The 14,865-nt window shown below is 37.6% G+C and carries 13 protein-coding genes; 5 read left to right on the top strand and 8 right to left on the bottom strand.

Features of this window, described 5'->3' with window-relative positions; all coding sequences use genetic code 11:
* Positions 1–2: 2 nt before the first annotated feature.
* The 8 genes from AAEY57_RS12665 to AAEY57_RS12630 all read right to left on the bottom strand — a co-directional run bounded on the left by AAEY57_RS12665 (position 3) and on the right by AAEY57_RS12630 (position 8,995).
* Positions 3–1,187, bottom strand: coding sequence for a CBASS cGAMP synthase (locus AAEY57_RS12665; RefSeq protein WP_350608004.1), 1,185 nt, complete (start codon positions 1,185–1,187; stop codon positions 3–5).
* A gap of 13 nt (positions 1,188–1,200) precedes the next feature.
* Positions 1,201–2,226 (bottom strand): CBASS cGAMP-activated phospholipase, encoded by a 1,026-nt coding sequence (locus AAEY57_RS12660; RefSeq protein WP_350608003.1) that lies wholly within the window; start codon positions 2,224–2,226, stop codon positions 1,201–1,203.
* Positions 2,227–2,332: 106 nt separating this feature from the next.
* Entirely contained in the window at positions 2,333–2,926 is a 594-nt protein-coding gene (locus tag AAEY57_RS12655) for a Cap15 family cyclic dinucleotide receptor domain-containing protein (RefSeq protein WP_350608002.1), read from the bottom strand.
* Positions 2,923–3,360: a hypothetical protein gene (locus AAEY57_RS12650; protein WP_350608001.1), complete on the bottom strand. Its 438-nt coding sequence runs from the start codon at positions 3,358–3,360 to the stop codon at positions 2,923–2,925. The genes AAEY57_RS12655 and AAEY57_RS12650 overlap by 4 nt, the downstream gene beginning before the upstream one ends.
* Before the next feature lie 45 nt (positions 3,361–3,405).
* Positions 3,406–5,913, bottom strand: coding sequence for an EcoAI/FtnUII family type I restriction enzme subunit R (gene hsdR / locus AAEY57_RS12645; protein WP_350608000.1), 2,508 nt, complete (start codon positions 5,911–5,913; stop codon positions 3,406–3,408).
* Positions 5,913–7,142 (bottom strand): restriction endonuclease subunit S, encoded by a 1,230-nt coding sequence (locus tag AAEY57_RS12640; protein WP_350607999.1) that lies wholly within the window; start codon positions 7,140–7,142, stop codon positions 5,913–5,915. The genes hsdR and AAEY57_RS12640 overlap by 1 nt, the downstream gene beginning before the upstream one ends.
* Positions 7,142–8,608, bottom strand: coding sequence for a class I SAM-dependent DNA methyltransferase (locus AAEY57_RS12635; RefSeq protein ID WP_350607998.1), 1,467 nt, complete (start codon positions 8,606–8,608; stop codon positions 7,142–7,144). The genes AAEY57_RS12640 and AAEY57_RS12635 overlap by 1 nt, the downstream gene beginning before the upstream one ends.
* A 150-nt stretch (positions 8,609–8,758) precedes the next feature.
* Positions 8,759–8,995: a helix-turn-helix domain-containing protein gene (locus AAEY57_RS12630; protein WP_350607997.1), complete on the bottom strand. Its 237-nt coding sequence runs from the start codon at positions 8,993–8,995 to the stop codon at positions 8,759–8,761.
* A 100-nt stretch (positions 8,996–9,095) separates the two neighbouring features.
* Here AAEY57_RS12630 and AAEY57_RS12625 point away from each other — a divergent pair, with 100 nt between their 5' ends.
* The 5 genes from AAEY57_RS12625 (at position 9,096) to AAEY57_RS12605 (ending at position 14,300) form a co-directional block, all read left to right on the top strand.
* Positions 9,096–9,620 carry a VspR family transcription factor gene (locus tag AAEY57_RS12625; RefSeq protein ID WP_064665407.1) on the top strand — a complete coding sequence of 175 codons (525 nt, stop codon included), beginning with the start codon at positions 9,096–9,098 and terminating at the stop codon, positions 9,618–9,620.
* On the top strand, positions 9,617–11,050 hold the full coding sequence (locus tag AAEY57_RS12620; RefSeq protein ID WP_350607996.1) for a DEAD/DEAH box helicase: 1,434 nt from the start codon (positions 9,617–9,619) through the stop codon (positions 11,048–11,050). Before AAEY57_RS12625 ends, AAEY57_RS12620 begins: the two co-directional genes overlap by 4 nt.
* 88 nt (positions 11,051–11,138) lie before the next feature.
* Positions 11,139–11,588, top strand: a complete 450-nt coding sequence (locus AAEY57_RS12615) for an antitoxin Xre/MbcA/ParS toxin-binding domain-containing protein (protein WP_350607995.1) — start codon at positions 11,139–11,141, stop codon at positions 11,586–11,588.
* Positions 11,589–11,947: 359 nt separating this feature from the next.
* Positions 11,948–12,151: a hypothetical protein gene (locus AAEY57_RS12610; RefSeq protein WP_350607994.1), complete on the top strand. Its 204-nt coding sequence runs from the start codon at positions 11,948–11,950 to the stop codon at positions 12,149–12,151.
* Positions 12,152–12,521: 370 nt separating this feature from the next.
* Positions 12,522–14,300, top strand: a complete 1,779-nt coding sequence (locus AAEY57_RS12605) for a DUF7380 domain-containing protein (RefSeq protein WP_350607993.1) — start codon at positions 12,522–12,524, stop codon at positions 14,298–14,300.
* Positions 14,301–14,865 lie beyond the last annotated feature (565 nt).

Raw genomic sequence — 14,865 nt, 5'->3', positions numbered from 1 at the left:
GCTTATCCTGAGCGATGTTCTTCTTTGAAAGCTGTAGAAGCGGTAGAAGTCACATGAGGTGCATTTCTAACAACCTCAACTATGGTATAACGTTCTACCCATTCAGGTTTATTCGGTAATCTATTTCCGAATATTGCCATGAACTCATCTACGACCTGCTGCTCTGTCTGACTAATACACAAAGCATTAATGACTGAATCACTAAATTCTTTGACTTTTTGACGTATAGCGTTAACCTCACTCAAGTTAATACCTCTTGGAAACATAATTTCATCATCCGCAATTGGATTTTTAATTTCAGAATTAAATATCACAGGAAGTTCTTTAGCAATAGCCAATATGGCTTCACAATCCGTTGAAAACTCTTTTTTATTAACCATAAGGTTGTCATCGAAAACTTTAGCTACAGCCACCATTAAAGTAATGGAACTCGGACCACCTTTATTCCAAGTATTATCACGCCATGCTTTCATATATCGACAAGACCGACGTAAAAACTGTCTACCATGTACTTTAGTCTTACTAATAAACCAATCATGCAAATCCATTGGATCAGATTTTATCCAGTCATCATTATCCCAGCGAGCTAAATGAACTTGATCTGGTTCTAAGGATATTATTTCCGAATCGCTTAACAAACCTGCAAAAGAGTTTCGACTTTCCATTGCTGATTTAAGCATTACATATTTTTCTTCCGGGATGGCATAAACAGGAATATCTATATGGACTCTTTTATTAACTTCTAAGCGCAAGCAAGTTGGCTTTACTGATACTCCCCAACCTTTACTTTCAGCTAATTCCGTTAGAATTAATTTAACCAGTTTTAGTAACTTATTTTTGACGGCATGCGGCTTACCATCAAGTAAAGCCATAGGAAAGTATACGCCATCATCTAGATCTATTTGCTGTGGTGGGTTAAATGCAGGATTATTCATAGTTTTATATGCATAACTGCCTTGAGTCCAAAACTTAGGCTTCAAGTTTTTAATTTCGTCCTCAAACTCTTGAAACTTTATTGCTGAGCTATTTATTAGCTGGTGAAACCCTTCTCTTAGGTACTTTCGAACATCTTTTCTACAGTTTACTAGTAGTTCATCTTCGGTATCAGTAATGTTTAAGTTATTAATAAAGGCTATATTTTCATTACCATTAGTTAATAGTCGATGTGCATTAAATTTTTGCTGCATAAATATTCCTTAATTAAACATTACGGTTAACACCATAAAAAAATGTTGGTTCACTAGCTTTTTGAGCAATTATCTTTTCAAAAATGGGGTCACTGCAATATTCTTGAGCACTAATTTTCCCACTGCTAATAAGTGTTTTGACGGCTTCATCTGAAGCATTATCTAATTCAAGTACTGAGCACTGGTCACGGCTAGGACTCATATCTATTTCAAGATGTTCGGAGTTTTCTGCTAATAAATGAGTGGCTAAATAATTATGCAAGCCCTCTGTTGCTGACAAGCAAACTTCAATTAATTTACTTCCTAATCCCCAACGACTCCAATAACCTCCATCCTTGGCCCCTTTATGGTTAGTGGTGGATTTATTTCCCATTGTTCCAACTTGAAGTAACCGTATTTTATCTAACGGAACTCCTAAAAAGTAATTAGCTTCATGGATAGCAATAAATGCAGGTGAATTAGCCGCTAAACCGCCATCTAAATACCAGTTATCATTAAATTCGTGAATGGGAAAGAAAGTGGGTGCAGCACTTGTCGCTAAAGCTATATCTACAAGGCTATGAACATGGTCAGATTTAAACTGTTTACAATGGGGAGTTTTGAAAACTTGTACTTGCCCTTTACTATAGTTGATAGTTGGGATGACAATCCGTGTATTTAAGGAGCCAATGGTTGCATCACCATAAATATCTTCCAATAATCTTTTTAGAGGCTCTTGTTTATATAAAGTGGAAAATGCAGCACTACATTTTTTGAAAAAATTAAATTTTGAAGGAAATATGGTTAATCGATTTTTATTCATTTCCTGAAGAATATGTCTTGCTGTTATTCCATTAGCTAAGCCAAGAGCAATAAGTCCTCCAATAGATGTTCCACTTATAAGATCAAAATGCTGACCTATACAGTAGTTTTCATCCTGATGCTGTTCAGCTAATTGCCCTTCTAAAGTTGCAAGAACTTGTATTGTATAAAGTCCTCGAATCCCACCACCGCTAAGTGATAAAATTTGAAAGTGCTTATCGGAAGAAGGTGTATTCAAAATAATGTCCCTATTGTTATTCATAAGAGCGGATATAAAACAATCAACCGCGTATACTAAACTTTATTATAAAAATAATGAAGTAAAGATTCCCCATAAATTATTGTCAAACACGCTTCCTTTTAAGTTCGTAATGCCCTGTTGTTGAGCGATCTGTATAATAGTTGCCTTCAAGCAAGTTAAAGCTAGTATGATCTATCTTTAAAATTGCAGTACCGTCATATGGCAAACTTGAGTTTCCATTTTTCAACTTAGGTGTGGTTCTATACATATAATATAGAATGGCTCTTCCTGATTCGGGATCTTTTTGAGGCTTTGCTAACAAGGTATTTGAATCTGAATCCTCAGAAGAAACTTCCATACTCATTTTTAAAAAATCTTGTTTGATATATGCTATTGCTTGGACTTTACCTTCCGAATCGCCTCGCTTCCAATGTATTGTCATATCCCATTCGCCATTTAAGTCAGGAAACAGTAATTGATTCAGAGGTGGAAGTTTTTCCCAAAGCCATTTCCAACCAACAGATATGACTCCAAATAAAAACAAATTTAAAAAAGTAGCACCACTAAACGCAACCATAACACTTTCAGTAACGCCTGATTTCTCGTCATAAATAAAGAGAAGTATTAACGCGATTAAAGCTGCGTATAACACAGAAATTGCTGCAATAATTTTTGTTAGAGGTAATAAATTAATCACTTTCGTTCCTTAGAATAGACTTCCACACCATCTTTAAAAATAACAACGCCATTACTCTTAGTTACTATTCCCGTTAATAGAATACTTGGTATACAGGAGCCAAAAAGTGCAGCCATGTATCTTCCCCCAACAGCTACTCTAGCTTTACCTACTCTAATACCGCGAACAATCGGGGGAGAGAAGTACTGAGAAGTATGTGATAGCTTAAAATTAGGAGATATAAAGTGAAATCCATCATGGTAAGAACTATTTATTTTTGAAATTTTAACTAGTGTGGGTACAAGTTCATCTTCTTCAACTTCGATATTATTGCCATGAAGAGGGAATACTGGAATTTCATTTATCTCACTATACAAAATAATCCCTATACCAGAAAAGTCATCGTCAGCCTCCTTTTCCACTTTAAGTAGTATCTCTTTAAACTTATCGATCATTAAACTACCTTGTAGCTATTTATTATTTCATCACTCAGAAATATTCTACTCATATAAATACCTCTGAAAACCAATAAACGTATCGCGTATAGCCGCCGGTGAACCAAACTCAATGGCGGCGTCGTTAATGGTGTTGTATTTAAGCTCTACTAGGCTACGCATTTTTTTAGGTGCCAGTTCTTGCACGCCATCTTCAATGTATTTACTTAATATGAAGTCGATAAACTCTTGTTGTTTATAATCGCTAAACGCTGAATTTATTTTAGGTTTTGCCTGTTGGGCTCGCTCGGTGCGTGTTTGCGCTTCTGCGGCATAGGCTACGTAAGACAAAACATCGTATACGTCGCTGTCTTGAGCGTCGATTACTGCCTTCATGCTGTCGAGTTTTTCACTATCGTAACCCGCTTCAGTTAAGTCTTCTAATAGCTTTTCGCGGGTGGTTGGGTCACTCCAAATTTCACGTAGTTGGTCTTCGTTTTCAAAAAAGTGCGGTAAATCGTCAAACATACGTTCAACAAACTCTTTAGCTGTGATGGGCTTGCCTTCAGCGCTCCAGTACATTGCTGAGGAAATATGCTTGATTTGCCGTGTACGCCCGTCTGAGAGCTTTATTTCAAGCTTTTCACATACACATGATCTTTCGCCACATTTTTCACAACCTTCTGGCTCTGTTTTTTCACAAACACATGGTTTTTGCTCACACACTTTACACGGTTTCTTCTCACCGGCTCCATCGCCGCCAGTGTCTGCACATTGGCACGGGGTTGTGCCGCACTCTGGGCATACTTCGCTGGGTATTGGCTCACCATCCCAAGCTGGGTCAGCAAAGTTATGGTGCGCTTTTACAAAGTCGTAAATGGTAAAGTAGTCTTTGCCATCGTATGTACGAGTGCCTCGGCCTATGATCTGCTTAAACTCAATCATATTATTACAAGGGCGCATGAGCACAATGTTACGTACGTTACGCGCATCAACGCCGGTAGAGAGTTTGCGTGATGTAGTTAAAATTGTCGGAATCGTTTTTTCATTATCACAAAAGGTTTTTAAATCATTTTCACCCGCTACACCATCGTTAGCGGTAACACGAACACAATAGTTAGTGTTGGTGGTCCAGCCCTTTTTTACTGCGTACTGATTAATAAAATCGCGTACCATACCGGCATGGACTTGTGTTGCACAAAACACGATGGTTTTTTCTTTAGGATTAAAGCGATCCATCCAATAGTGCACACGGCGCTCTTCGCGCTGAGGTATGGTAATAATGCGGTTAAAGTCACCTTCTTTATACAGTTTACCAGGCTCAGGGTCGCCTTTTACAACAACACCATCCCCCTCGATATACTTGTACTCATCCATAGTGCCAACAATCGGTAACACTTTAAATGGCGTTAAAAAACCATCGTTAATGCCTTCTTTTAGAGTATAGCTGTAAACGGGTTCGCCAAAGTAACCATAGGTATCAGCGTTATCGGTACGCTTCGGTGTGGCGGTTAAGCCTAGCTGTACAGCGGGGGCAAAGTAATTAAGAATATCACGCCATGCACTTTCATCATTTGCGCCACCACGGTGACATTCATCAATAATAATCAAATCAAAAAAATCAGCTGGGTAATGCTCGTAATACGGGTTTTCTGCCTTTTTTATTGGCGCATTTTCGTCTTCTTCTGTCGTGGCTTCTTTTAATTCGGTTTTAGGCCCGCACATAAGCGTATGAAAAATTGTAAAAAACACACTGGCGTTTTTAGGTACGCCACCTCGTTTACGAATATCTTCAGGGGTAATACGTACAATGGCGTCTTCACCAAATGAGCCAAAATCATTAAACGCTTGATTGGCTAAAATATTACGGTCGGCCAAAAATAAAATACGGGGGCGTTTTTTAGCCAAGCTTATATCTTTTTGTGCGGTTAAGCTCCAACGGGTTTGAAATAACTTCCAAGCGGTTTGAAAGCCAATACAGGTTTTACCCGTGCCGGTAGCCAATGTCAGCAGTATTCGACTTTTACCTTGGGCAATAGCTTCGAGGGCATTGTGAATGGCGTTTTCTTGATAATAACGGGGTGCCCAATCACCTTTGGCTTCAAAAGGGATGGTAGAAAACGCATCACGCCAAGCAGTCGTATAATCAGCTTCTGGTGTATCGCCTTTTTGCTCAAAGGTTAACTCCCAAAGCGCTTGCGGTGACAGGTATTCATTTACCAGCGTCTCAACACCGGTGAGCATATCAATCTGGTAAATCTCATGGCCGTTAGTGGCATACGCAATACGACATTGTAAGCGCTTTGCGTAATCTTTTGCTTGGCGTACACCTTCGCTATAAGTCAGGCTTTCTTTTTTGGCCTCGACTGCGGCAAGCTTACGGCCTTTGTACACCAGCACATAATCACACGGGACTTTATTAGCGCGTTTACCACCGGCCATAATTTGACCAGGGCAAATAAGCTCGCGGCGAATAAAGCTGCTATCGACATCACCCCAACCGGCAGCGACTAACTTAGGATCAATTAAATCCGCTCTAGTGTCGGCTTCGTTACGCGTCCTTGCTTGAGACATTAGGCCACCGCTCCTTTGTTTGTATCAACCTCAAGAGTTTTCGTTAACTCACCTGAAAAGGCTTTTTGTAGGATAGATTTTTTGAGTTCGTCAATAACTACCAACTTTGTAGTATAAATATACTCCAACTTTTTAGATTTTTGATAAATATTATCTAAGTCTTTCACCGCACTAATTTGTTTATCTAAAGGTATATTCGGTACTTTAATACTACGTAATAACTTTAAAGACACTGTTTTTTGAGCTGTTCCTGTTGCGCCTTCATCCGCTTGCTTAAAAACCTGCGGTGACATAAGTAAATAATAAAGCCAGTTACTGTTTGTGTTTTTGTTTGGTCTAACTAAACCAATGTGTCGCTGAAAACAAAACTCTTTCTTATCTCTGACAATAACAGGTATACCGTAAGAGCCTGTTACCGTATACAGAATATCTCCAACAGTAGGTTTTCTCGTTGCCTTTAACGATGAGTAATAGCTCTCAGGAACTTTAAATGTGTTACTAAAATCGATCTCATTTGTTAATTTGTTAATGTTTGAGATCGTAATAAACGGAATCCCTTCTTCTGATTTCGGAGGTGCTGAATGGTCACCATCAGAGATACTTTCTGTAATTTCTGATAATGAGACCTCATCACCACGCTGGCTAAACACTTGCTGCAAATAGCTTTCAAACAGCTCGCGGGCGTTTTTGAGGTTTTGCTCGGTCTTGGTGCGGGCTTGTTCTATATCGGCAAAGGCTTGATCGAGAATGGCGACGATGCGTTTTTGTTCGGGGATACTTGGTAAGTCTACAACTAAGCTTTGTAGTTTCTTAATTGTTAAAGTATCAACAGTTGCCCCGTTACCTTCATCCAGCTGATTTTTCATTAAAGGTGATTTCAACCACAAGTTAATATATTTACTATCAACCTCCGACGCTTTCTTAAGCCATAGTACGCTTGCATCTTTAAAGTAAAATCTATCACCTTCTGAAACAATGTAAGAGTTGCCAATAGTCCCAATAGCAGTAATGACTATGTCACCAGCAGTAGGAACACCATATTTATCAGCGTATTCAGCATAAAGTTCTTCCGTAATGAACAATTCATTATCAACAGAGCCTAACTGCGAAAGCTTTGTTATTTCGCGACCTCTATAAAAAGGAACTCCTGTTTTCTGCCATTGAGCCTTAAGAACCCTTTTGCTAGAGCCTATCTGAAAAAGATCGCTAAGCTTTACCCTCTGCCCCATTACAACAACTCCTGAATTTTACCCAGAATTGCTTCACTCTCTTTATCCAGCGCGATGATTTCTTCAATGATGGCTTGTGGTTCACGCAGTGGCGCTTCTTCCGCTTGATTCGGGTTTTTAGCCGATAAATCCCATGTTGCATCATCAAGTTCAGTTGTAGCCAATGACCAAGACTTAGCACTGTCTTCAAAGCCCTTTTGTAACTCTACAAACTCTTTTAAGTCGTTATCGTTTAGCGGATTGGTTTTACCCAAGCTGCGGCCTGGGTCTAGTTGATAAAACCAAGTTTTTTGAGTTGGTTCGCCTTTGGTAAAAAACAAAACCACGGTTTTTACACCAGCGCCTAAGAAGGTTTTGGCTGGGCAATCTAGCACGGTGTGTAAGTTGCAGTTTTCTAATAGCTCTTTACGCAAAGCAATGGCGGCGTTATCGGTATTCGATAAAAAGGTGTTTTTAATAACAATAGCGGCGCGGCCACCAGGCTTGAGCATTTTTATAAAGTGCTGCAAAAATAAGAAGGCGGTTTCACCGGTTTTAATCGGGAAGTTTTGTTGAACTTCTTTACGCTCTTTACCACCAAAGGGCGGGTTAGCTAATACAATGTCGTGCTGGTTGCTTGGGGTAATGTCTTGTAGGTTTTCGCCCAGTGTATTGGTGTGAATAACGTTAGGTGCTTCAATGCCATGCAAAATCATGTTCATAATGGCGATAACGTACGCTAAAGATTTTTTCTCTTTGGCGTAAAAGGTGTTTTCTTGCAGGGTTTTTAAGTCGCTGGTTGAAAGCTGCTTGTTGCTGGCACCACCTTGGCGAAGGTAGTCGTATGCTTCACATAAGAAACCTGCCGAACCTGCGGCACCGTCGTATATGGTTTCGCCAATTTGTGGCTGTAATAAGTCGATCATGGCGCGAATTAATGGGCGTGGTGTGTAGTATTCACCGCCGTTACGGCCAGCGTTACCCATGCTTTTAATTTTTGTTTCATAAAGATGGGAAAGCTCGTGCTTTTCTTCTTGTGAGCGAAAACGCAGTTCGTCTACTTTCTCTAGTGCATCACGCAGTGAATAACCACTTTGAATTTTGTTTTTGATTTCGCTAAAAATCTCACCAATTTTGTATTCAATAGTGTCAGGGCTTTTAGCACGCAGCTTAAAACCTTTAAGGTAAGGGAATAACTCACCATCAACGAAATCCATTAAATCGCTGCCAGTTAAGGCGTTGTCGTGATCAAACTCACCATTAGCAGTTTTAGGCGCAGCCCATGAACTCCAACGATACTTTTCATCAATAATGTATTGGTAGTCTTCTGCCATCAATTCGGCTTCTTGAGACTTTGTAAACTCTAAGTCATCAAGGTATTTTAAAAATAGCATCCACGACGATTGCTCGGTGTAGTCTAGTTCGCTAGAACAGCCTGCGTCTTTATGAAAAATGTCGTCGATGTTTTTAAAAGTTTGTTCAAACATATAAGTTAAGTCCTTGTTAGCCAGAGAGTTTAAGGTGATTTTTTTACTAAAAGCAACTCACTCGCTTATTTATATTCCTGAGGTAATGGTGATTAATATACCCTAATTAATTAAAAACTTAATAATATATTAGTACTAAGTAGTTTTTGGTTAATCTAGGTCAATTTTATACTTTTGTCTTGCCGGTAGTATCTCTTCAAACTCGCAATTTAATGCATTCACTAACTTGTAGAGAGTTTCGAGCTTAATGTTAACATTACCTCTTTCCATTTTTCCGTAATTACCGCGTTCTATACCAACATAGGCGGCAAAACCTTCTTGCGAATAGCCGGCTTCTTTACGTTTTTCTCGTAGTTTTTCACCAAAATTTTTAACTAAATCACTCACCTGATTTTCCTCAAGGCAAAATGATTAGATTTTCATGTTGAGCGCTTAACTACCACGCCCTATAATACCCATTATTATAAGAAGTTCATTAGGATTTACTTTGAAATTTGACCCTCTCGTAGCTCAAATTATTGTTGCACCAAATTTTGATAACTTTACAACAAGTGATGTACGCTCGGCGTACTTAACATTAAAAAGTGATGCTTCGTTGATACCTACCGCAGTTAGGCGAAGTATATACGCAGAACTGCTCAAGCTTGTTAAAAAAGGCTGGCTGAAAAAGGTGGTATCAAATAAAAAAGGATTTACGCGATTCAATAAAACAGAGAGCTTTGATGTTGAGGTAATTACTCACTTAGCTAGTTCAATACCTATTTCAATCACAGAAAAAGAAAATGATAAACATGCGCTGTTACTTAGTAAGTTAAACCATTACAAAGCCGAGCTATTATTGAATATGGGTGAATCTGAGGCATATAAAGAGCTCTATTTGGAGTCACCCGAACTGGTAGATGAACTACAGCCACAATACAACAAAGCAAGAGACAACAATACCAGAATACTTGGCAAGATTAGAGCGATTGAAGGCTTACTGAAGCAAAACGAAGCATTAGAAAAAATATGAAACTAAGACTATGGCAAGCCGAATGTATTAATTTTGCGCTTACACAATATCAGAACGGCAATAGCCACTTTTTAGCCTTGGCAACTCCTGGGGCGGGTAAAACTTTGATGGCTTCAGAATTAGCTAACCAGTTATTAAAAAGCAATATGGTCGATTTAATCATTTGTTTTTCCCCGTCGTCTATTGTTTCCCAAGACTTTAAGGAAAGCTTACAGCTAAAAACGAATGAACGATTTGATGGGTTTATTGGCGCTAAAGGTAGAGCTTTAACCTATCAAAGCTTACAGTATTTAGATGTGCACTTTTGGCAACTATTTGAACGATATCGTGTTTTTGTAATATTTGATGAAATTCATCATTGTGCAGGCTCTAATATTGACAATGCCAATGCATGGGGTGAGCAGATAATACTTAACATTCAAAATAAAGCACAGTACACATTAGCCTTAACAGGCACTCCTTGGCGCTCTGACGCTGCTCCTATTGTTCTTTCATCGTATCAACAGCCTAACAATAAAATAGCGTGTGATTACGTTTATGGGCTTTCTGAGGCTATTGGAGATAATGTTTGTCGGGTTCCACAAATAGTAGCTGTTGATAATAGCCGCATTACAGTTGTAGATGACGCTGAAACCAAAACATTTAACTGCTTTAAAACGTTATTAAACGACTCTGGCGTTTCTTATCAAGAAATTATTGAAAATGAAGCGGTAATAAAATACATGATTTCTTCAGCTCAAAAAAAGCTGACTTCAATCAGATTGAAAAACCCCGATTCAGCGGGATTGATTGTTGCATCGTCTGTTGAGCACGCCCATCAAATCTCTTTGTTAATGCGAACTTACTTTGACGAGGATAGCGTTGTTGTAACCTACCGAGAGAGTGAACCTACGAGTATTATTCAGCAATTTAGGTATGCACAAACTAAGTGGATTATTTCTGTTGGTATGATTAGCGAAGGTACAAACATCCCTCGTTTGCAGGTTTGCTGTCACCTTACAAACATAAAAACAGAAATGCATTTTAGGCAAATATTGGGCCGTATACTGAGGGTAACAAACTCTAAAAACCAAGAAGCTATTATGTACATGCCCGCCGAACCTAAGCTTTTAGAGTATGCGTATAGAGTTAATCAAGATATTCCATTTGAAGCTGATGTAGTTAAGTTTGAAAAGATTGAAACTGCTGCTGGAGAAAACACTGTAGATGAAAATTCAAGCGATATTACTTTTAATAAACAAAGTAAAAAACCTTCCAAAACCCAGTTCGATTTTGATAACTTTGCTGACTTTTTTGAGCAGCCAGCTATGAACAATGGACCTGAAGCAACAGAGAAACATTTTTTAACCGGTGCCTATGAGCGAATTATTAATATATCAGGCCGCTTTCAGCAAGAGGCTATTGCTTTGGGGTTAAGTGAATTGCGGTAAATACGCTAGAATTTATCTCAAGTAGACCTCTACAGGTAACATCGATTTCAGTTACACGAGGAAACATAATTTAATTTAAGGTGTTGCTATGTATAGCTTCTCTGAAACTCATAAACAAATAGACCTTATAGAGATTTTAAGCAATAGAAAGATCAGTGAAAAATCTAGTTATCTAGAACAAATTAACTTTATACATCAAGGTGTAGATATCAAAAATGCTGAACGTTTAAGGATAGAGTTAGGCTGGAGTATACGAATATTTTCTTCAGCTATTAGAACTAGCAATAGCTCATATGTACGCTATAAAAAAGAATTAAAGCTTTTAAATACCACTTTAAGTGAAAATATATTTGAAGTTGCAAAAACCTGCTATTTTTGCCTTGATTACTTTGAAAATATAGAACGTTTTAATATTTGGTTAAATACCCCTTCACTCCAATTCGACTCTAAAAAACCTTTAACATTTATAGATACTATAGCTGGCCGTGAATTTATTAAAAATACCGTAAACAGGCTCAAGTATGGCTATAACGCATAAAAGAAAAGTGTTTGAGGAGTGATGCGCATTATAATGCAGACTGTAAAGCATGAAGCCAAGTTTTATCCTTTTCTTAATTTAACAAGAAGCTATCGCTTTAGAGATCAAAACGTTGATTTGAACTTATTAATGATCCAACTCACTCTGATAGTCGCGTTTGTGCCAATTGCGGTCTACCGGATTTTATAGGGATATGGGCTGTTATTGTGCGAAAGAAGACTCTCAGTTGCAACAAGCTATTGCGCCTCCAGATTAGGACAGCAGCTTGTTAACCAAATAAATAACTTCCTTAAACAACTTTAACTATGGCATATCTGCCATAATTAAAAAATAAATTGTGGAGAAAGGAGCAGAACTCAATGACCATCACATCTATAAAATCAAAAACAGATTTAGAAGAAGTATTGAAGCGTATTGAAGACTTGTGGAAATCTGAACCTTGCACTCGTGAAGGTAATGAGTTGGATGCTCTTGTCACCTTAGTTGAAGATTACGAACTATCTAATATCGTAACTGAACGAATAAATCAGGATGAGATATATGTAGACATTGATCACCTTTAATAGCGCCAATAGCTCGTTTTAGACTTATGCACTTTTAAATTCGGTCGCTTACTTCTCAATAATGCCGTTTTCGGACGTTCCGCTCTAACTCACTTTTGCCCCAAAACGAGTTTGAAGTAAGGTTAGATTAATCGCTCCTTCAAGAAATTTCCCATACTAAAACTTATGACTAGGATAGCGGCAAGACTCGGTCTAATACTTTCATCAATTGGGGAGGGACTTTATCTGCCTAATGTCGATATTTTTGTATAGCTAGCATTTGATAAAGAAGAAGTCTTCGCAGAATGATGAGCATTAATCCATGACGTAACTAAGTGTTATGCTAATATTAGTCATTGATTTTATCGCATAAAACCCTAGGTGGAAAACTATGACTGACGAATATGTTGATGCTTTTAAGGCATTAAAGTGGGATGAAAAGATCTCCATTATGCCTGAAGATGGTCACTCCTATGAACTTCATCTTCGCACCGTCATAGGAAAAGAAGTTAGTTATTCAAAAAAAACCACCTTGTCTATGCTTGAGAGGGTTGTTAGTTTGAAGCTTAGGCACCCCGATAATATCTATTACCCGTTCACATTAGTCTTACCTTCAGAAACGAATATTTTGAAAAATTTTACTGAAGAAGACCTAGAGTTTTATGAAGCCATCATTCCTTTTACTGACGATAATTACCTAAAAGCTCGGCTGGCTGAGATTCTTTTTTATAGGACTAAATACCAAATTAAAGATTGGGCTAAACTTGCAATTGATTGTTACACCAGAAAGAAAATCAAGCTTGACTCAAGTTTTTTGTATAAAGTCAACGAATGGGAAAGAGCTTTAGTACTCTGCAAAAAAATCAAAGACTTAAATAGATTGACTGAGTTAAAAGATAGAATCTTAGAAGCTATTCATCTAAATCATGGAAAATATAATTTCATAGTTAAAAAACTCTGCTCATTACTATTTAAAACAAGTAGTAAGGCTGATAATTTTGACAATATTTTTTTACGCTTAACTGAACTAGCCAAAGAGTCTAACGAGCAAGGCGAGTATCATGTAACCAGAGAGTATATGAAACTTGCAATTGAAATTTCTACACGATTTAAAGATAAAGCACCATGGGTGAACTCAAGGGTTTTTTATGCTAACAGTTATGAACTTGAAGGGGATAAAAGATTAACGGACTCGGCTGTAGTTGCAAAATTATTTTATTGTGATGCATTAAAAGCATACCGAGATATTGAAATTAAATATCGTACTGATCAAAACAAAATAGAAGAAATAATAAGTAGGCTAAAGCATAAAATTGAGCATTCAGGTAAACAAATGATTGATGAAATGGTCACGATAGAGCTCCCCATGCCAGATGTATCTGATATGGTAGTTAACGCAAAAAAACATGTATCAGGTAAAACAGATGCAAAGACGGCTCTTCTCTATTACTGTGATTTGACTGTTAGTTCTGATTTAGAAACTATTTCCGCTGAGGCTGAAAAAAACTTAAGAAATGTAAATCATAAATCGATGGTAAGTACGATCAATATTTCACGAGATGGGCGAGTTATTGGTAAATCACCAGCTCATAATAAAGATGATGCTAAAAATGTTGAACGTGCAATACATGAACAATGTATTGAAAATTATCTCTTCTACATGAATTTCGATGTAAAAACTAAATTATTGCCTGCTTTAGACCAACTACGTAAAGAGCATTCTTTCTCTAGAGAGTTTTTTGAGTTGATATGCTTACACTCTCCATTAGTACCTGATGGCCGAGAAAAAACCTTAGGCTTGGCACTTTGGTTTGGTTTTGAGCATGATTTTTCTGCTGCTATACATTTATTGTGTCCACAGATAGAGCATATTGTTCGAATGAAACTAAAGGATACAGGTGAACATAGCACAACAATAAATGATAATAAGGATAGTATTGAGGATGAAATTTCATTGAGCTCTTTAGTACTGAAAAATAATTTCGAAACAATGTTCGGTGAAAAAGTAGCATTTGAACTTAAGGCGATCTTTACCGAGAGTCTGGGTTGTAATTTTAGAAACCAAGTGGCCCACGGATTATTGGATGATAATGATGGTCAAAGCCATCATTCGGTTTACGCTTGGTGGTATGTACTTCGAATGATTTGTCACTCTCTTGATAGGGATTGACATGTAGTGGTATAACTGATTTTGTTACAAAATAAGTTATACAACCACTATACAGAACTGGTCCTATCATTAATGTGAGTAAGATTAACAGCTCGATTTCCTTATGGCCCCTACAAAACCTTATGAGTATTACCTGCGGGTAGTGAATAACTCTAACAAACTTTTGTCCAAAAGTGCGCTTAAGTGGCCATCTGCTTCTCGTTCAAAGCCCAACTTCCATAGAGAATCAGAGCCCTTCTTCAGATCTCTTATAGTTTACTCAAAAAAGTCCGCCTTTTCGTTAATAACATAAATAGGTTTTGAGGCCAGTCTTTATTTAATAATATTCCACATAATAGTTTTCATAAAATAGTAATATCTCATCAAAGGTGAAATCTCGATAATTCATTGTTTTGCTGAAGTAAGAACGATATTAGCTTAGTTAGACTCTCATTTAACATTTAAATTTCTTGGTAAGCTTTGCAACCTGAATTACACTGTATAAATAAGGCTGTGATCCATTTCTGTGTTGATAGAATAAAATTTCAATATTAATCAACAATTAAAAGAATTCGTCAAAAACGTC

The organism is Pseudoalteromonas sp. MER144-MNA-CIBAN-0113 (genome assembly GCF_040308965.1).
In the GTDB taxonomy this organism is placed as follows: domain Bacteria; phylum Pseudomonadota; class Gammaproteobacteria; order Enterobacterales; family Alteromonadaceae; genus Pseudoalteromonas; species Pseudoalteromonas tetraodonis.
The sequence above is the reverse complement of the archived record's forward strand: the minus strand, read 5'-3'. Positions and strand labels throughout refer to the sequence as shown.